At 48.6% G+C, this 20,521-nt stretch carries 11 protein-coding genes; 2 read left to right on the forward strand and 9 right to left on the reverse strand.

The window, feature by feature from the left end:
- Nucleotides 1–42 precede the first annotated feature (42 nt).
- The 7 genes from QNO02_RS27010 to uvrB all read right to left on the reverse strand — a co-directional run bounded on the left by QNO02_RS27010 (nucleotide 43) and on the right by uvrB (nucleotide 16,255).
- Complete coding sequence (locus QNO02_RS27010) at nucleotides 43–3,687, reverse strand: DEAD/DEAH box helicase (protein ID WP_289390462.1); 3,645 nt, start codon at nucleotides 3,685–3,687, stop codon at nucleotides 43–45.
- Nucleotides 3,688–3,760: 73 nt separating this feature from the next.
- Entirely contained in the window at nucleotides 3,761–6,274 is a 2,514-nt protein-coding gene (locus tag QNO02_RS27015; RefSeq protein WP_289390463.1) for a U32 family peptidase, read from the reverse strand.
- Nucleotides 6,275–6,662: 388 nt separating this feature from the next.
- Complete coding sequence (locus tag QNO02_RS27020) at nucleotides 6,663–8,558, reverse strand: stalk domain-containing protein (RefSeq protein ID WP_289390464.1); 1,896 nt, start codon at nucleotides 8,556–8,558, stop codon at nucleotides 6,663–6,665.
- Nucleotides 8,559–8,601: 43 nt separating this feature from the next.
- Complete coding sequence (locus QNO02_RS27025; RefSeq protein ID WP_249912624.1) at nucleotides 8,602–9,771, reverse strand: S1C family serine protease; 1,170 nt, start codon at nucleotides 9,769–9,771, stop codon at nucleotides 8,602–8,604.
- 271 nt (nucleotides 9,772–10,042) lie between these two features.
- On the reverse strand, nucleotides 10,043–10,255 hold the full coding sequence (locus QNO02_RS27030; protein WP_017692026.1) for a hypothetical protein: 213 nt from the start codon (nucleotides 10,253–10,255) through the stop codon (nucleotides 10,043–10,045).
- 338 nt (nucleotides 10,256–10,593) lie between these two features.
- Nucleotides 10,594–13,452: an excinuclease ABC subunit UvrA gene (gene uvrA, locus QNO02_RS27035; RefSeq protein ID WP_289390465.1), complete on the reverse strand. Its 2,859-nt coding sequence runs from the start codon at nucleotides 13,450–13,452 to the stop codon at nucleotides 10,594–10,596.
- A gap of 811 nt (nucleotides 13,453–14,263) precedes the next feature.
- Nucleotides 14,264–16,255: an excinuclease ABC subunit UvrB gene (gene uvrB / locus QNO02_RS27040; RefSeq protein ID WP_091013102.1), complete on the reverse strand. Its 1,992-nt coding sequence runs from the start codon at nucleotides 16,253–16,255 to the stop codon at nucleotides 14,264–14,266.
- A gap of 169 nt (nucleotides 16,256–16,424) precedes the next feature.
- On the opposite strand from uvrB, the gene QNO02_RS27045 reads away from it, so the two are divergent.
- Both QNO02_RS27045 and QNO02_RS27050 read left to right on the forward strand, forming a co-directional pair.
- Nucleotides 16,425–17,222, forward strand: coding sequence for a flagellar motor protein (locus tag QNO02_RS27045; RefSeq protein WP_062837042.1), 798 nt, complete (start codon nucleotides 16,425–16,427; stop codon nucleotides 17,220–17,222).
- Nucleotides 17,206–18,048 (forward strand): flagellar motor protein MotB, encoded by an 843-nt coding sequence (locus QNO02_RS27050; protein WP_133386052.1) that lies wholly within the window; start codon nucleotides 17,206–17,208, stop codon nucleotides 18,046–18,048. The genes QNO02_RS27045 and QNO02_RS27050 overlap by 17 nt, the downstream gene beginning before the upstream one ends.
- Before the next feature lie 100 nt (nucleotides 18,049–18,148).
- Here QNO02_RS27050 and QNO02_RS27055 read toward each other — a convergent pair whose 3' ends face one another.
- On the reverse strand, nucleotides 18,149–19,327 hold the full coding sequence (locus QNO02_RS27055; RefSeq protein ID WP_289390466.1) for an ABC transporter permease: 1,179 nt from the start codon (nucleotides 19,325–19,327) through the stop codon (nucleotides 18,149–18,151).
- On the reverse strand, nucleotides 19,320–20,516 hold the full coding sequence (locus QNO02_RS27060; RefSeq protein ID WP_289390467.1) for an ABC transporter permease: 1,197 nt from the start codon (nucleotides 20,514–20,516) through the stop codon (nucleotides 19,320–19,322). Before QNO02_RS27060 ends, QNO02_RS27055 begins: the two co-directional genes overlap by 8 nt.
- Between the last annotated feature and the right edge of the window lie 5 nt (nucleotides 20,517–20,521).

A 20,521-nucleotide genomic window follows, 5' to 3' on the forward strand; every position in this document is an offset into this window, starting at 1 on the left:
CATATATTTAATGCTTCTTATTGCTACGATGATTGGACTCCATTATACCATCAACAATTCGCGGATATCCTGTTCGGATAAAGTCGTTGATCCTCCGTCTCCCGGTTCGATTACTTCGGCAATCAAGTCCTTCTTCCGCTGCTGGAGTTCCAAAATTTTCTCTTCGATCGTACCTTCGGTAACCAGACGGATGACTTGCACCACTTGTTTCTGTCCCATACGATGGGCACGGCCAATTGCCTGTTCTTCCACGGCGGGATTCCACCATAGATCATATAATATAACGGTATCTGCCCCTGTTAAGTTTAGTCCGGTACCGCCAGCTTTCAGGGAGATTAAGAACAGTTCAGCTTCGCCCTCATTAAATCTGCGGCACATCTCAACCCGGCTCTGTGCAGGGGTCTGACCATCGAGGTAGAAAAGATTCCTTCCCTGTGCCGCAAGGGTCTGACGAATCAGGTTCAACATGCTCGCAAATTGGGAGAAGATGAGAATTCGTTTGCCTGAAGCTAAACAATCCTCGACCGTTTCCAGCAACTGCTCCATTTTCCCAGAATCGCCTTGATATCCTTCAACAAAGAGGGCCGGGTGACAACACAACTGACGTAAGCGCGTGATGCCCGCCAGAATTTTGATACGATTCTTCTGGAATCCGTTATCCTCCATGTCCTTCGTTGCTTCATCCTGAAGCTGGGAAAGATATGCGGCGTACAATTTCTTCTGTTCAACCGTAAGCTCTGACCGCTGTACCGTTTCAATTCGATCAGGCAATTCTTCCAACACATCCTTCTTCAGGCGGCGCAGAATAAACGGACGCACCATCCGTGAGATCCGTTCCGGAGGAAGGTCGCGGAATCTTCTGTAACTTGGAAATAACCCAGGGAATACCGCTTCAAAAATGGACCACAATTCATCCAGCGAGTTCTCCACAGGTGTGCCTGTGAGTGCAAAACGGCGCGGGGCTTGAATTTGTTTGACTGCCTGCGCTGTCTGAGAAGAAGCATTTTTGATCGCCTGAGCTTCATCCAGAATGAGCGTATGAAAGGTTCGGCCCAGGTAGGTGTCCAAATCCCGTCTCAACAGAGGATACGACGTCACAATTACATCTGCCTCATCCATGCCAGAAAGCATATTGGCTCGCTCTTCTTTCTGACCTGCGGCAATCAGTACGTTCAGATGCGGGGCGAACCGCGCAAACTCATTAGCCCAGTTGTAAGTCAGCGAGGCAGGCGCAACGACGAGTACCGGGGGATGAATAACCCTCGTTCGGATTGTCAGTCCATCCTGCTGCATCGTGGACCATAAGCTATCCGTATTCTCTGAACCCATCTTATCCAATGGGAGCCCAGTTTCGGGATCGATGTCGGAAGTCGCCAACGTTTCACTGCCTCGTAATGCTCCGCTCTCCCGGTATTTATCAACGCCCGTATGTTCCATATTGTACTCGGGCTTCTCCTGAAGCACTGCTGTGATATAGGCGATACTTTGCAACGTTTTGCCAAGTCCCATATCATCCGCCAGAATGCCGCCAAAACGATAATAAGCGAGGGTACGCAGCCACTGGTATCCGCTATTCTGATAATCCCGCAGGATGGGGGTCAGAGATCCCGGCAATGCAAAATCCATCCGTTCGGGATCACGCAGATCATCAAGGAAACGTTTAAGGGAGCCTCCCCACTTCACATGACCGGAGACTTCATCCCTGCCCGGCAATTGCAACGCCCGAACAGCTGGCAGCCGGATATGGCTGCTCTTGATGTCACCTGCTCCCAGTCCGAGTGAATCGGCCATGTGAGCGAAGCTATCTGCACCTTCATTTTCAAGTGAGAGAAAGACACCGCTCTTGAGACGGAAATATGGTTTCTTTTCCACAATGCGACGCATGAGTTCCTGAAGCTCCTGCTCGTCCACACCTTCCATCTCGAATGAAATCTCCAGCCAGTCCAATCCTCTTCCCAAATCTGCTCGTACTTTCGGCGGTGTTGGATAGGATTGCACCATCGCCTTCACGGCGTTCGGCATGTAGATGTCTACCTGTTTCTCAAGTTCAGGCACCAGATGATACATGACATCATAGATGGCATCTTCCCGTTCACTAGCCCAGACACTACCATCCCTTTCGAGAAAGGATCGATCAAGCCGTTCAATCAGATTCCGCTCTTTGTATCGGTCACGCACCAAAATAACCTTTTTTTCTTCTTCGTCTATTAAATACTCTGCAAGCGGATTAATAACCATGACCTCATAGTCGAATTCCAGACGCGCTGTAATACGTTCACGATAGAAGTCAATGTACAGCTTCGGTGAAAGTTCCGGTTCCGCGATCTGTTCACGCACCTGCGAATCAATGGACAAATGCCCAAGCGTACGCAGTTCTGGCACGACATGCTGTACAAACTCATCCACCTGCTGAGTCGAAATATCAATGCTTTCCTTGATTCCATATGAAGTGAGTGCCCCACTCAAGTCCTCCAGACTTCGCATCTGCATCGGCTCCAACATATGTAACTGTCCTTCTACCACAGCGGCATCATATGCAGGGAGAAGGATCAGCTCACGCAGTCCGGAAATTTCAAGCTGATATCCTTCATTCGCTCCCTGGGCGATCCGGTAAAATAAAGGAAGTACCCCCTCACCCAGTGTGAGTGGTCCATTGGCAAATCCCGTGCCCTCCATTCGGCTGTCAGCCTGTAGCAGCAATTCCAGCAATGGCTTCCATACGAGCGGAGCAATCAATATATCCCGTCCGTCCGAAGCTCCCAGATAACCGGAAATGGATTCGCGGTATGCCTCTTCACTTTGCCTCATTCGAATGAGCATCGAGAGAATCGCCTGATCCTGCGGATTGAACACATGCATCAGTGGATCATAGTGGAACAGCTTGGTAAATGACATGGGCTCGCCCTTTTCGATGCAGTTCAGGAATTGTTTCACTTTCTGCACCACATACAGACGTTTGTTACCCACTTTCAATTCAAGAGCTAGTTTCCCGCCACCCTTGTGAACTTGTATCAGCTTGAGTATAAACTGAATCTGCAACTCTTCCCGCAAGGAGGATCGGCTGACAGGAGCGGTGTATTTACGGTCATTTCCATGCAGCGTTCTCCGATCCTTGGCAAACATGGACAGAATCCGATCCGCCGTACGGTAAGAAGGTTTATCTGCCGAGCGCCCCCACCCCGAAGATGAGCTTGGACGACCTGCCTGGGCAAAATGAACCGGAGGACGCTTTGGAGCATCATTCAGTTGCTCTCGTTGTGAAGCAGATTGGGGGCGCTCCCACATGCTCTCTTCGACCAGTGTCCCGACCCTGGACTTGGAACCTGAGCTGAAACCAGTTCCTTGGCCTGTAGCAGGTTGAGAAGGCTTCCCAGAGGCAATCGTGGCATTACGCTCCTGCTGCTCACCCCATTCGTGAATAGCCAACAGGACAGCAGCGACATGTTTGCAATAGTCATAATGTCTGCCGTCACCCGGACAACTGCAGCCTGCCACAACCTCACCTGATCCATCTATATCCACCGTCACCTGATAGCGCTCCGATCCACGTACCTGTGCTTCATAATGAAGCTGATCCTCACTAACCACCAGATTGGTCACTCTGCCAGATTGGTTATAATCTTCTCCGCGCTTGAATGCCGTGACCCCGCACAGCAATTTGATATCCATAATTGTGAATGGCGCCACGCTTCTTCGCCTCCTGTGTCATGATGTAAAAAAAACCCCAAGAGCTCCTTGAAGCAGAGATTGGGGTTGCTGTTTATTTCACCAATTGACCACGTGTAACGCCCAGTTGGTTCGTTGCTTTGAGTGTTTTCCACACTTGTGTACCAGTGATCTCACCGCGCAGTGCACGGTTGTACAGATCAATTACTTCGCGTACCTGCTCTGGTGTCTCTTCCAAGAACTCCACACGGTAACGGGATACACCCAGATCCATAAAGTTGGTCAGATACTCGGCACCTGACTGCTCCACTGCGTTGTATACCGTATTACGGCAGCCTTCATCCACACGCACCGGGTGGGACATACCGATCCGGTCTTGCAGGGATGCACGCTGTTCCTCACAAGGACGGCCACAGTTCGTGAAGTCCGTTCCTTCACTCATGAACGTACAATACACACAGTGCTCGGTGTGGAACATCGGCAGATGCTGATGGATAACCACTTCGGTCTGACTTGTACGGGAGTGGCCCAGCAAATCAACCATTTGTTGAATGTTCAAGTCATAGGATGGAGTAATCCAGTCACATCCGGCTTCCAGGAACAGTTCTACTGCTTTGTGATTGGCGATGTTCAATGAGAAGTCACCGATCAGTTCCGGGTGCTTCGCATCCGGGTTTTCCATCCGGTGACGAAGGTAGAAGTACAGTGCGCCTGTATTACGTACCAATACTGCATCCGGCTTCAGACGCAGGATGTTGTTATGATATCCGTTCTCCCCTGGCATATGAATACGCGGTGTTGCCAGCGCGATCTTGCGACCAGCGGCATGCACAGCTTCCACGGCTGCCGGGAACTGCTTGATAAACTCGAAGTCGGCATAGATCATGCCGATTCCTGCTTCAATCGCTGCCTCCACTTGTGGCAGGCTGCGACAGAGCGCGGTCAGCTCTGCTTGACCGCGAGCGACTGGCGATGCTGGTTTAACCGAATCGCCGTACACATCTACCGCCCGTTTCACGTATACGGGTGGTTTAGGACGTTCGCCCGCGAGTTGTTCTACTGCCTGACGGCGAATGTTATTCAACTCGCGCATCGGGATGATGACGTCACCGTGCAGATTGACGTCCATTCCTTCCAACTGGAACACTGTGCCTCCCAGACGTCCGAACTGCTCTTCGAGCAATTCATGTGTCATTGGACGCTTCTGCGCGATGTCCAGTTCCATCTCGGAATCAATCCGGACGGTTGTGCCTTTCTGCACGTCTGTCCACCACGTGCTAAGCGGCTGCCCCGGGCTGCCGATGACTTTCACCTTCACCGGGAATACGCGGTATGGCTTCTCGGTCTCGAAGCTTTGACGCAGACGTTTGTCCAACGCCGGGTCATTTGTTTTCCACACTTTGTCGCCAACTTTCACGCGGCGCAGATCCACGTCACTGCGGCCTGGCACAACGTCAACGATCCAGCCCTCTTCGGCTTCGCCTTCGAGTTTTACGCCTTTGCGACGCACATCGTATACACGTCCGCCCTCTTCCTTCTGAGTCGGGTCTCCAGCGTCAAAAACGATTCCGTCCCCACGTTTCACGGGTGCATCCAACTTCAGAACCACACCATCACGCAAGACTTGATCTACACGACCAAGATAGACACCACGGCTTTTCGGAAATGTTCCATCCACCAGTTCTTTATTGTTTGTACCGCTCAGGAAACCATGCGTGAATCCACGGGAGAAGCTTTGCTGCAATTCGCGAACTTCTTCCTTACTTGGCGGTGTGTTATCTCCATCAAAATAACGGTCAATCGCTTTACGATATTTGCTTACTACGTTTGCTACGTATTCCGGCGTTTTGAGACGTCCTTCAATTTTGAAGGAAGTTACTCCTGCTTCGATCAGTTCAGGCATCAGATCAATCGCTGCCAGATCCTTTGGAGACAACAGATAGGCTACATCACCCATCGGCTTATGCTCTCCATCCACCATCAGGTCATATGGCAGACGACAAGCTTGTGCGCACTCCCCGCGGTTCGCGGAACGTCCTCCCCACATTTCGGAAGTCAAACATTGCCCCGAGTAGGATACACACAATGCACCGTGAACGAATACTTCCATTGGAAGCTTCGCCTGCTCCCCGATCTTCTGGATCTGCTTCAGGTTGTTCTCACGTCCCAGAACGACACGTTCCATATCAAACGGCTTCGTAAACTCGACCGCTTCCGGTGACGTGATTGTCATCTGCGTTGAACCGTGAATCGGGAAATCCGGCGAGATCTCGCGGATCATCTTCACCAAACCCAAATCCTGAACAATTACAGCGTCCACACCTGCATCGACACATGCATCAATCAGTTCTTTTGCATCCGTCAATTCATTTTCAAAAATCAATATATTAAAGGTCAAAAAACCTTTTACGCCATAACTGTGCAAAAACGCCATTATCTCCGGCAGCTCGTCCATGCGGAAATTGTTCGCCCGTGCCCGTGCATTAAACTTTTCGACTCCGAAGAAAATTGCATCTGCGCCATTGGCTACCGCCGAACGCATACAATCCCAGTCACCAGCCGGTGCCAGAAGTTCAACGTCTTCTCTTCGTATTGTTGCTGTTTTCATGTAGATCCTCCCCATACCGGCTATCCGCCGGATTTCATCCCTATATCCTTAAACGCCTGAACATCCTAAGCTTAAAACTGCACCTTATCGGGTACACCTGCATTGTCACGGTATTACAATATCTATCTATTATGTCTGTATTGCCTGAACTCCAAGCTTACAGTCATTCATATTCATCAGATCAGCAGTCATAACTCCTGAACTAGTATAGTGTACCACTTCTGCACCGACTCTTCTACGTTTTCCTGAAAAAACCGTTTACCATTTTCATTTTCATTAAGATTTACACTAGACACTCCGATTGCAGTACCGGTGTAAATATTTTAATTTATCTTATACAGGAAACAAATAAGCCGGAAGGTCTCTGACCCTCCGGCTTGTATCACTATTATTTAATAAAAGTAAATGAGTTCACTGCTTTTTCCAAGGCTGCCGCCTGAACTTCTGTCTTGTTGGCATCATTCAGACCACTTGTGATCGTATAGGTTGTTCCGTCCTTTTCAAACACGATCTGGCGACCCGCATATGGCACGCCTTTGTCCAGTTCATGATACGTGAAGGAAAATGCAGGCACACCCGCAAACGTCAGCTCCTCACTGCCAAGCAACTTGAAGTTCTTACGGGTTTTGGTGGCTTCTGCATAAGCTTCTCTCAGTTGGCTGACCGTCATCTCGATCGACTTGTCTTCGCTCGCCGCAATGGAGAATTCTCCGCCGGTAAAGGTGTACACCACAGGTGAATATTCGAATCGATCACTATACGGCGTCCAGTAACGCGGAATATCTACACTGTATTTATAACGTTTGGACGTACGTGTAAGTGTCTTCGTTTTGTCTGTCAAATAAGGATCTTCATCCAGCTGACCGAAATTATCGGCAACCGTATCAAAATCAATCTCCACACTCTTCATGATCCGTTCAAACCATGCCCGATCTGCAGCCTGCTCCTCCGGGAACGTATACTCTGCATAATATCGATACCCATTCTTCTGCAAAAGAACATCGAACTCGGTCTGCCAGCCTCCGCCAAAGTTATAACGGAATTCATTCACCTCGGCAGTCTCTCCCGAGATATCCATCGTATATGAGCCAATTGGCTCGTAACTATCTGGTGTAAATGTCTCGCGCATCCACTTATCCAGTTGGCCGCTCCAGTCTTTTACTGTTGTACCTGCCTTCGCCGATGTGACACGCCATTGCAGATATGCACCATCTTTGGCTTCATAGATCATCTGATTGTTATCCATCGACCAGCCGGCAGGTATCTTCAATTCAATACCATAGTCATCGTTCCATGCGGAGCGCATGCCGTTATCTACGGTGGACAGATCCTTGATCGTTCGATCCGATTCCGCATAGGTTGGCTGGAATGAATTGAGTAGCGCTGCACGTTTGCCCAGATCTTTATAATTCAGGGCTTCGTAATCTGCGAGGTACACATCATATTGACGACCTTCGCTCAGATACTGACGCATCTCCCATAACATTCCGTCTACATCTTTCACGATAATCCGTGCATAAGGCGTTTTGCCTTTCGACACCGCTTCACGATCCAGCACCGTATCTCCCGATTGTTTGGCCTCCTGGACAAGTTGCTGCAACAAATCATCCGCATCCAGAGCCACATCCTGATCGCTGACATACACTTCAAGATAATAACTGTTGTCCGCAGCGCCAAAAGTTATCATGCGCTCCTGCTCACCGGTCTGGAAAACCATAAGGTCTGCCGGGTAGTTAATGGACCAACCGTAAAAACTGTTGCCGATTCTGGTTTTGCCTTCGTCCGGATGAATGCCATCCTCGTCATCCACCGAATCATCGGTTTGCAACAGACGAATGACCATTTCTCCGGAACTGGTTGGAGCTAGCGTCGCTCCGATACCGGCAGCAACCGGACGAAGTGGAACCATAAGTACGCCATTCACCATCTTGGGAGCGGCACCCATCTCATGTTTTACACCATCCACCCAGGCAATTGAACTGCCAATCGTTAGAGTCACAGTGTGCGGGCCTTCCTTGATTTTGACAACATCATTTTTCTCCAGCCGGATTTCACTGCCAAATGCTTTCTTGAATACACCGACAGGTACCATCGTTACACCCTTGAACTTGTAAGGTTTGGCTATGGCCTGCTTATCGCCGTTAATGTAGGCGCTCGTGCTACCCGCTTTGACACGCAGTTCACTTGTCGTCAAATCAGATGCCCATACAGGCAATGCTGCGCCAATGGTCAGCATCCCGGTTAATACACCTGTGCTTAGCACACGTACCCATGACTTTTTCATTCCGTTCTTTCGTCCTCTCTCCATCCGGGCTGATCGCCGGGCTTTATTGTTCTTCATCTGCAAGGAACGCTTCATCTTCCTCGTCTACGATGTCTGCGCGATCAGCAAGCATTAACGTGCGGGTGACGATATCGCCATCCGATTGCATCAACAGCTTTACCTTTTGTCCAGGCAGATACTTTTTGAGCAACTCATTGATATCCACTACTGAAGAGACACGTGTGCCCGCGACACTGTAAAGGACATCGCCCTCTTTGATTTTGGCTTTCTTGGCTTCAGGAGACAGTACACCCGTAATCGTTAAGGGATCATCTGTAGGCAGGCCCACAATCGCAGACCAGCTTTCTTCAAGTTGTAGCCCCAGACTTGCACGTTTTATTTTTCCATATTTAAAAAACTGATCGATGATATATTGAACGGTATCCACTGGAATCGAAAATCCCAAACTCTCTACGCCTACCGCAGAGAATTTCATCGAGTTGATACCAACCACTTCACCCTTCAGGTTGACCAGCGGTCCTCCGCTATTTCCTGGGTTAATCGCCGTGTCGGTCTGAATCAACCGGTAGGTCGCCTCAACACCACGATTCAAGCCGCTAATTACCCCTACCGTTGCCGAGTTGCGCAAAGAAAAGGAAATCGGCGTACCCAAGGCAATCACCGTTTCTCCAACAGTGGTTTGTGAAGCTTTGGCGAAGCTCGCCGGTTTGAGTGATTTGGCATTGATTTTGATTAGCGCCAGATCACTTAGTGCATCACTGTATGTTTTCGTAATTTTGTATGTATTGCCATCCGTCGTTACGACAACCGGATTCGTTAATCCGTCGACCACGTGAGCATTCGTTACAATCCATCCGTTCGACCGGATAATGACACCTGTACCATGTGCAAGATTATAACGGTCGTCTGATGTTGCACCGTCCTGCACTTCGGTAGATTTCCCAATAATGCCTACGACCGAAGGAGATACCTTTTCGATCACGCTGGGAATGGCTTCACTTCCCTTGTACGTGTACGTTCCTGATTTGGCATCATATTGTCCACTTCCACCAACTGCCTTGAGCAGATCCTTGGTGTTCACATAGACTTGACCGTCTACCACCTTCGCTTGCATTGCCGCTTTGGATTCAGCTGCACCGGCCGTTGCCGCTACACTAATCGAGAGTACAGCAGCCATCAGTATGGCTATCCCCTTTTTACCCAACACGCTCATATTCTCACCTGACCCTCTCTATACATCCTTCTTGCGCGACTCGACATCGGATTCATCGCTGAATCTATTCTCTCTTTCTCTCATCTGCAATTCCGGTATCCCTCAATGTATCATACAGAATCTGGATATACAATTGTTTTAAGTCCTATTTTAGTAGAGAAGGTAGAATCTTGTTCTATCGTTTAAACTAAATGAAAAAAAACACCCCCCATGTCTCTCTGGAAAGTGTCGTCTGTACCTCTTTTGGCTTAAATTACATTTAACGGTATTCCTACTGAGCAAACCAACCTGTTATCATCGCATAGTCTGTCATCAGAAATACCAGTAGGCTGACTACTGCAAATCCGATCGCAAACAGATTTTTCTTCGGTGCCCGTAGAAGGCGAACAACTCCGATGAAAATCAGGATCGTAAATAAGATGACAAAAATATCAAATGCATTAAAATTCGATGTACTCGCCGTGGCAGCTTCTGCAAACAGCATGGATAGACAGACCTCCTTACCATAGTTGAACAGCTAACGCATACCCTAATATCTTCCTCTATGTTATCTGTACCCTGCTTGTAATGCAAGCCCTATCATCCATAAAAATGAAAAAAAGCCAATTTGGCCGAATATTCCTGTAATGCTCGTCATCATGCATATGTAAACACTTTCACGAAATAACTATAGTCCGAAGAAAAACGGTGCATAATTCAAAATTAAAAAGCCCTTCTTCTCGGAAGCAAAGCACATCAGATCGTAATCCAACGTCTTTACCTTTTCGAGAAGAAGGGCCAATACTGCCACTTCATATTGATACAACTACGGGTTAGAGGACCTTAGTCTACTAATTGTAGTGCCTTGCTCCGCTCGGTATCCCGCTCCAGAACCGGCTTCAAGTACTTGCCAGTATAGGAAGCTTCCACTTTAATGATATCCTCAGGTGTTCCAGTTGCAACAATGGTTCCTCCACCGCTACCACCTTCCGGCCCCAGATCAACAACATAGTCTGCCGTTTTGATCACATCCAGGTTATGCTCAATCACCAACACCGATTCCCCAGAATCAACCAGGCGGTGTAATACGTTCAGCAAACGGTCGATATCATCGACATGCAAACCGGTAGTCGGTTCATCGAGGATGTAGATGGTTTTCCCGGTACTGCGGCGATACAGCTCGGAAGCAAGCTTCACCCGCTGGGCTTCACCACCAGACAATGTGGTTGCAGGTTGTCCCAGATTTATATAACCCAGACCCACATCCATCAGTGTCTGCATTTTGCGATGGATCTTCGGAATGTTCTCGAAGAATTGGGTTGCATCTTCAACCGTCATTTCCAGCACATCGGAAATATTTCTGTTTTTATATTTCACTTCAAGCGTTTCCCGGTTGTATCGTTTGCCTTTGCAGACTTCACAAGGAACATAAACGTCCGGCAAGAAGTGCATCTCGATTTTGATAATACCGTCTCCACGGCAGGCTTCACAACGTCCACCTTTGATATTAAAGCTGAACCGGCCTTTCTTGTATCCACGTACTTTGGCTTCATTCGTCTGAGCAAACAGATCCCGGATATCATCAAAGACTCCAGTATACGTAGCCGGGTTGGAACGTGGGGTCCGCCCGATTGGAGACTGGTCAATATCGATGACTTTATCGATATGTTCCAAACCACGAATTTCTTTATGTTGACCCGGACGTACCCGAGCACGGTTCAGATCACGTGCCAGCGTTTTGTACAGGATCTCATTGATTAATGTGGATTTACCAGAACCTGACACACCCGTTACCGCGGTGAATACACCTACAGGAATCTTCACATTCAGATTCTTCAGGTTATTTTCTTTGGCTCCACGTACTTCCAACCAACGGTCTCCTACACTTCTACGTTCCGTACGAATCGGAATGAATTTGCGTCCACTCAGATATTGACCGGTTAAGGAGTTCTCATCATTCATGATCTCCTCCGGTGTACCCTGTGACATGATGGTACCCCCGTGGATACCTGCACCTGGGCCAATATCAATAATATAGTCGGCAGCCATCATCGTATCCTCATCATGTTCAACCACGATCAACGTGTTACCAATGTCGCGCATATGCGCAAGCGTTGAGATCAGACGGTCATTATCCCGTTGATGCAGACCGATACTTGGCTCATCCAGAATATACAGTACACCCATCAGGCTGGAACCGATCTGTGTGGCCAGTCGGATCCGCTGAGCTTCCCCACCGGACAATGTTCCGGCAGCACGACTCAGTGTAAGGTAATCCAGACCAACATTCACCAGGAAGCCGAGACGGCTGTTGATTTCTTTCAAAATCAGTTTGGCAATCGTCTGCTCCTTCTCCGTCAATTCCAATGTATCGAAGAATCGGCCAGCTTCACCAATGGACAAACTAGTCACATAGGCCATGTTGTGATCATTAATCGTAACCGCAAGACTCTCGCGTTTCAGACGCTGACCTTTACATGTACCACAAGGCTTCGCACTCATGTAACCCTCAATAAATTCACGGATACCTTCAGATGCTGTATCACGGTAACGACGCTCCAGGTTATTCACGATACCTTCAAAGGTAACCAGCGCTTCCTTCCGTTGTCCAAAATCATTCTCATAACGGAAACGGATTTTCTCCGTACCTGTACCCTGCAACAACTTGTTCATCTGCTCAGCGGGCAGATCTTCGACAGGTACATTCTGCGGAATGTTGAAGTGTTCACATACTGACTTCAGGAACTGCGGATAATAGGTGGATGTGCCACCTGTCCAGGCATCAAAAGCTCCCTCTTCGATCGTCTTGCTGCGATCCGGTACGAGCAGATCAGGGTCAACGATCATTTTGACACCTAACCCATCACAATCCGGGCAAGCCCCGAAAGGACTGTTAAATGAGAACATCCGTGGTGCCAGCTCTTCAATACTGAATCCACACACCGGGCAGGCAAAGTTGGAACTGAAACGCAGCTCTTCTTCGCCCATAATATCCACGAGTAATTGCCCACCAGACAGATTAAGTGCTGTTTCAATAGAGTCGGCCAACCGTGCCTGTACATCATCTTTCACAACAATCCGGTCAACAACCACTTCAATGGTATGCTTTTTGTTTTTCTCCAATTGAATATCTTCTGACAGGTCACGCAATTCCCCGTTCACCCGTACACGGACAAAACCCTGTTTGGACACATCGGCAAATACACTTTTGTGCTCACCCTTACGGCCTGAGATGATCGGTGCCAAAATCTGCAACCGGGTACGCTCCGGGTATTGCATAATACGGTCAACCATTTGTTCTACCGTTTGGGAACTGATCTCTACGCCGTGGTCTGGACAATGTGGATGGCCCACACGTGCAAATAACAGACGCAGGTAATCATAAATTTCGGTGACGGTTCCCACTGTCGAACGCGGGTTACGGCTTGTTGTTTTTTGATCTATTGAAATGGCAGGAGATAATCCTTCGATGGAATCAACGTCCGGTTTCTCCATCTGTCCCAGAAACTGCCGTGCGTAAGCTGACAATGATTCTACATAACGTCGCTGTCCTTCAGCGTAGATGGTGTCAAAAGCCAGCGAGGACTTGCCTGAGCCACTCAGGCCGGTCAATACAACAAAGCGGTCACGCGGGATGGTAATGTCGATATTTTTCAGGTTATGCGCTCGTGCGCCTTTAATGACAATGTTATCGCTCGCCAATAGTATTCATCCTCTCAGTGTGTTAATCCAAACCTTTATAAAGGCTTTTCGATCCCTCCCAAACCCTCCCTTCCAAGGGAGGGCCCCAGAGGGCGCAGCCCTCTGGACACCCGAAACAAGCGGTGCAACGGTGAGGGGTCGGGTCTTGCTATGTGAAGGGTGGTCGTGTGCCCGCGGCTCCGTATAAGGTTCTGGCTCATTGCCGGAACCTTATACGGCCGCTCTACTGCGAGAGTGACGCTCTCGGCTTCGCCTTGATCGCGGCAGGTCGCCATTGCCTTTGGCTCGGCTCCAAGGTCAAGAGCGGGACGCTCTCGGCTTTGCCTTGATCGCGGCAGGTCGCCATTGCCTTTGGCTCGGCTCCAAGGTCAAGAGCGGGACACTCTCGGCTTCGCCTTGGTCGCGACAGGGTCGCCATTGCCTTTGGCTCGGCTCCAAGGTCAAGAGCGGGACGCTCTCGGCTTTGCCTTGGTCGAGACAGGGTCGCCATTGCCTTTGGCTCGGCTCCAAGGTCAAGAGCAGGACGCTCTCGGCTTTGCCTTGATCGCGGCAGGTCGCCATTGCCTTTGGCTCGGCTCCAAGTCAAGAGCGGGGCGCTCTTGACTCTCAGGGGGACACGACTCCCGATTGCTTTCCTATAAACCTTTTAACCAATTTCAACATTTCTATCAGTATAGACCCGAATTCAAGATTTCAACATCTCTTATTATCGGTAGATATAAGCGATTTCCTTACTCAACAAGAGAACGGCCAATTGGCCGTTCTCTTGTTACAGATCCATCTTTACTGGAGCATATGAGTAAGCAGTATCTTATTCAGCGCGAAGTTCCAGCAACGCATCGCGAAGCTCGGCTGCACGCTCAAACTGCAGGTTTTTGGCTGCATCTTTCATCTCTACCTCTAGGCGCTGAATAAGCGCCTGGCGATCTTTCTTCGACATCTTCTCGGCTGCGCCCGTGAGATAGTCTTTCTTGGATTCGGCAACTTTGGTTGCCTCTATTACATCACGCACTTTTTTGCGAATCGTCTGTGGTGTAATTCCATGTTTCTCGTTGTACTCGATCTGGATTGCACGACGACGTTCTGTTTCCTTTATCGCTTTATCCATCGAATCCGTCACTTTGTCGCCGTATAGAATAACGCGACCCTCGCTGTTCCGTGCTGCACGACCAATCGTTTGAATCAGTGAGCGTTCGGAACGCAGGAATCCTTCCTTATCGGCATCCAGTATAGCTACGAGGGATACTTCGGGCAGATCGAGACCTTCCCGGAGCAAGTTGATTCCGATTAGGACATGGAAAACGCCCAACCTTAAATCACGTAAAATCGCCATCCGTTCCAACGTCTTGATCTCGGAGTGCAGATAACGAACCTTGATTCCAACTTCCTTCAGATAATCCGTTAGGTCCTCGGACATCTTCTTCGTTAATGTTGTAATCAACACACGCTCGTCTTTGGCAATCCGGTCGTTAATCTCACCAATCAAGTCATCGATCTGTCCCTTCGTTGGACGCAGTTCAATAATTGGATCAAGCAGTCCGGTTGGACGAATAATCTGTTGCACCATCGTATCGGTATGCTCAATCTCATACGGGCCCGGTGTGGCCGATACATAAATAATCTGATCCATCTTGCCTTCGAACTCTTCGAATTTGAGCGGACGATTATCCAGCGCTGACGGCAGACGGAAACCATGTTCAACCAATACTGTCTTCCGCGCTTGGTCACCATTGTACATCGCACGGATCTGTGGCAGAGTCACGTGAGACTCATCGACCACGATCAACATGTCATCCGGGAAGTAATCCATCAGTGTATACGGGGTATCGCCGCGTTCGCGGAAAGTCAGCGGACCGGAATAGTTCTCAATCCCCGAACAGAATCCAACTTCCTTCATCATCTCGATATCATACCGTGTGCGCTGCTCCAGTCGCTGAGCCTCCAACAGTTTCCCCTGTTCACGCAGCACTTCTAGACGCTCCTCCAGTTCACGCTCAATGTTCACCAGCGCAACCTTCATCGTCTCTTCTTGCGTTACGAAGTGAGACGCCGGGAAGATGGCAATATGTTCACGTTCGCCAATGAGCTCTCCGGTTAACACATCAATCTCCGTAATTTTCTCGATCTCATCACCAAACAACTCAACCCGAATTGCATGTTCGCCCTTGGAGGCAGGGAAAATCTCAACAACATCCCCACGAACACGGAACGTACCCCGCACAAAGTTAATATCGTTCCGCTGATACTGGATCTCTACCAGACGAGACAAAATCTGATTGCGCGGTTTCTCCATGCCTACCCGAAGTGACAGCAACATGCTTGAATACGAGTGCGGTGAACCCAAACCATAAATGCAGGAAACACTCGCTACAATGATGACGTCCCTGCGCTCAAACAACGAACTCGTCGCTGCGTGCCGCAGTTTGTCGATCTCTTCATTAATACTTGAATCCTTCTCGATATACGTATCGGAGGACGGGATATATGCTTCTGGCTGAAAATAATCGTAATAACTGACGAAATACTCAACCATGTTATTAGGAAAAAAATCTTTGAACTCACTTGCAAGCTGCGCTGCCAACGTTTTGTTGTGTGCAATAATCAGCGTAGGACGTTGCAGTTGGGCTATCGTCTGGGCTATCGTAAACGTCTTACCCGTACCCGTCGCACCCAGCAGTGTCTGGTACCTCTTCCCCTCCTGAACACCCTTCACCAATTCTTTAATGGCTGCAGGCTGATCACCTTGGGGAGAAAACTCTGACTCGATTTCGAACGTTTTGTCGCTCATTATAATATCGCTCATTGCCGTATCTCACCCTATCGTCTAAAATAATAGTCACTATATATTGTCGAAGTTCCCCGAATTTTCATATGGGAAAACTTATAGTAATAGGAATATTTGTTCCCGTTTAATTATACCTCGTTCGTTTTAGTGATGCAAACGTGAAATGAAGATAGGAGTGGGTTAATTTATGGATATTGCGACACTTATCGGTATTATTGCCGGAATTGCCGCAGTCATTAGCGGTTTTTTGTGGGAAGGCGGCCAATTGTCCGGTCTCCTGCAAAAAACGGCTGCTTTAATTGTATTCGGTGGAACGATTGCTGCTGTGGTTGCCAGTTTCCCGGCGCATCGCCTTCGTACGATTCCAGCTGCCCTGCGTATGGCTTTTGGACGTAACAACAATGAATCAGGCTTATGGGTCGAAGAACTGGTGGAGATGTCTTCAATCGCACGCCGCTCAGGTGTACTTGCATTGGAACGCAAGGTTATGGATCATCCGCATCCATTTTTGCAAGACGGGATTCAGATGGTTGTTGATGGTACAGATCAGGATGTGGTTCGCCAGATCCTGGAGATGGAGATCGACTCGATTGAACAAAAACATGAGGGCTACGCCAAAATATTCGAATCCGCTGGTGGGTACGCTCCAACCATGGGGATCATCGGAACCGTGATGGGACTTATTCAGGTACTTGGCAGTTTGACCGATCCAACCGGACTCGGACCTGCCATTGCTGTTGCCTTTACCGCAACCCTGTATGGGGTCGCCAGTGCCAATCTTATCTTTTTGCCCATTGCCTCCAAGATCAAATCCAGAGGTGCTGATGAAGTGCAGACGATGGAAATGCTTCTCGAAGGTGTACTTGCCATTCAGAACGGTGAGAATCCCCAGCTTGTACGCAAAAGACTGGAGTCCTTCACCCTCACGCATCGTCAGCATATACGCCCCCTAGCAAAGGAGGGATTGGATGAGTCGGCGCAGTAAACGGCGCGGAAAACGTGAAACTATCGATCATCGGGATCGCTGGATGATTACTTATGCCGATCTCATAACCCTGCTTTTGATCTTTTTTGTCATCATGTATGCCATGAGCAATCTGGATTCCGGTAAATATGACGTCGTTACTCAATCATTACAAAATACATTCAATGCGTCCGACTCTATCCTTGAGCTTGGTGAGGGACTCGGTGAGAAACCCGGACAGACGATTACAGAGACTCCGCCATCCGAGGTGCAGGGTGAAGATCCTTCAAAAGGTGAAGGAAACCCTTCCGATACCGGGACTGCAACACCAGATGATGACGACAAGCCCCTCACAGAACGGGAAGAACAGTTCAGATCACAGGAGCAGGAATTGCAAAATCTGTTCAATGTGATTACCCAATATATCGAGGATAATAAACTGGAAAATCAGATTTTTGTTGCGGACAAGCCACAGGGCCTATCCATTACCCTCAGTGACCGCTTCCTGTTTGATCAGGGCCAGGCCGCTCTAAAGGACGGTGCAGCACCAACGCTCAGTAAACTTGCCAGCCTGTTTCGGGATCTGAATACCGTTGTCAGCATCGAAGGACATACGGACAATATTCCGGTCGGGGCCAACTCCACGTACAAAGACAACTGGGAACTTTCCGGAGAACGCGCACTGTCTGTATTACGATTTTTTCTGGATACAGAGAAGCTTAAGCCGGACGGCTTCCAGTATGCCGGATATGCGGATACACGCCCAACGGGTGACAACACCACAGCGGCCGGAAGACAAAAGAACCGTCGGGTTGAAATAACGGTCCTGCGGCAACTCCAACCTTAATCATCAATATCTCACATAATGCATCATTCCTTTTGCAAAGAAAGCACGCTCTAACTGAATTCAATTCAGCAGAGCGTGCTTTCTTTTATGTCGTATTACCTTATGCCTCTACTCCTGGCTGGCTAGGGCGTAGAATCGCAGAGCCTACGGTCAGTAAAATAGCAGCCATGCCAAACAAAATCAATAGTGGCAATGTGATATCCGACAATGTACCGCCAGCAGAGATCGTTTCCACCGCCTGAATCGCCCATTTCTGTGGTACAAAGTTGGCGAGCTTTTGCATATAATCCGGCATCAACGAGATCGGCCAGAAACAACCACCTATCATGCAGGTTGGCATAATGACAAGTGAATTCAGCATGTTGGCATTTTTGGGATTACGGATTAATCCTGCCACGGTACTTGCGATCCCCATGGAGACCAGCATAAATGCGGCCAAGATGATGAAATGAATGCCAAAAGGAATACCGGCATCATAATGCAGCAACCACCTGCTGACTCCCAAAACCAGAACAATCTGAATCATACCAATGACAAAGCTGCCGAGGAAATTACCAAGCGCAATCTCATATGCACGGACGGGTGCCGTATATACTCTGGCCATCGTACGTTTCCTGCGATCTTCCATTATCACAGCCACTGCACTAGTCAGCAGCCCCATCATAAACATAATCGTAAATCCAGTCACATTGTTCAGGCCTGGCTTTGGATAGATCTGCAGATCGGTGACTTCACCAGCAACCTGATGTTTTCCTATCTCCTGTAAAAGCTGTTCAAATGGCTTATGTGTACTCGATAGTATGTCAGTCTCACTTGAAACAGGACCTGCGGCCACCTTAACAGCTGAAGCAGATTGTTGCAATCCGCTCGTCAAACCTTCAACTGCTGCTCGTAGGGTATAGGAACTTTCACTTATACGCAGTTCCACCAATTGAATTTCGGTTGGCTTTCCTTGTAACAGATCCTCCGTATAATGTACCGGAATGATGATGCCAGAAATTCCTTTTTGCTGAGCGATGGCTTCCTTCACTTCTGCTTGGTTGTTCATCGGCTTGAGCAGATACTCCTCTTTGCCAGCAAGTTCATGAATCATCCATGTCCCTGCCACCCCTCCATCCTCATTGACATAGGGAATAACAGTACGTGCACTCTGCTCGCTTCCAAAAAGAGCAACCGCTCCTGTAATCACCAGGCAAGGCAGAAGCAGAAACGTAATGAAGCCCATTTTACGGCCAAGTGTACGTCTAATCATCAACCAGGCGATGTGTAGACTATTCATATCGGTATCCTGCCTTTCTATAGATCAATCCTGAGATGAACAGTAATACAGCGCATACCACGCCTAACATCAGAATGTTATATACAATCTCTCGTACAGGTGCATCCAGCATCATTCTCAGAAAACTTTGGAGCGCCCAGTGGTTAACCGTAAATTCGCTAATCCGTTGTACAAAATCAATCGGAATGGGCGTGAACCCACCGCTAATAAATGTCATTGCAACGATGATACCTTGGATGGTTGCGCTGGCCGATGCCGAGCTTTTGCATACCAATGCCACGATCACGCCAAGGGTCATGGATGCCAATGTGATACATACACAAGTGAGCACAATATACCAAGGATGCGTTCCCCAATCTACACCATAGAACCAATACGTCATAAGTATGATCGTTGTTGCTTGTAAGAAAGCGAGCAGACTATTACCTGCAATTTTGCCAGCGAAAATAACTCCATTGCCTATAGGCGCAGCCTGAAGGCGAATTAACGTTTTGTTATCACGCTCTCCAAAAAGGCTGGTACTTGTTGTCATGCCTGAGTACAACATGAACATCGCCAGCATGGAAGCTGCATAGTATTGGGAGGCACTATACGCCGTACCTGTCTTACCGGGATTAGTGACAGCAATAGAGGTGGAATTCGCCGTACCAGACTCCGAAGCAGAGGCCATGGCAGTAGTCACTTCCCGACCGAGCACTTTGGTAATCGCCATATGTCGGTTCCATTCATCCGTAAAACGTGTGAACAAAGTTTCACCCAAGGTATTAAGTGTGTTGTCCTTTCCTCGTATCCACTGTAACCTGGCCTCTTTCCCCGTCATCAAGTTTTGCTCAAAATCCGAAGGAATCATTACAGCAAAGTCTAGCTTGCCGGTACGCAGCGAATGGACTGCCTCTTCTTCTGTCGTAAAGTTCTGCACTTGGACCATCTCAGCTACCGCCGGGGAATTCACGAATGTATCCAGTGCTTGATTAACCGCACTTGATCCTCCACCAGATTCAGTATTCAAATGGATGATTCCCACACGTACAGTATCCGGAATAACATCCTCCGCCGTACCCATCGTACTGGAAAGTGCCGTACCCAATATAAAAATCAGTAACAACGGCAAAATGAACAGGTTTAACACTACAGATCGAATCTTAAGAATACGCCTCAATTCAAAGATGCAAATATGCCATATATTCATCTCTT

Source organism: Paenibacillus sp. PK1-4R (assembly GCF_030369595.1).
In the GTDB taxonomy this organism is placed as follows: Bacteria; Bacillota; Bacilli; order Paenibacillales; family Paenibacillaceae; genus Paenibacillus.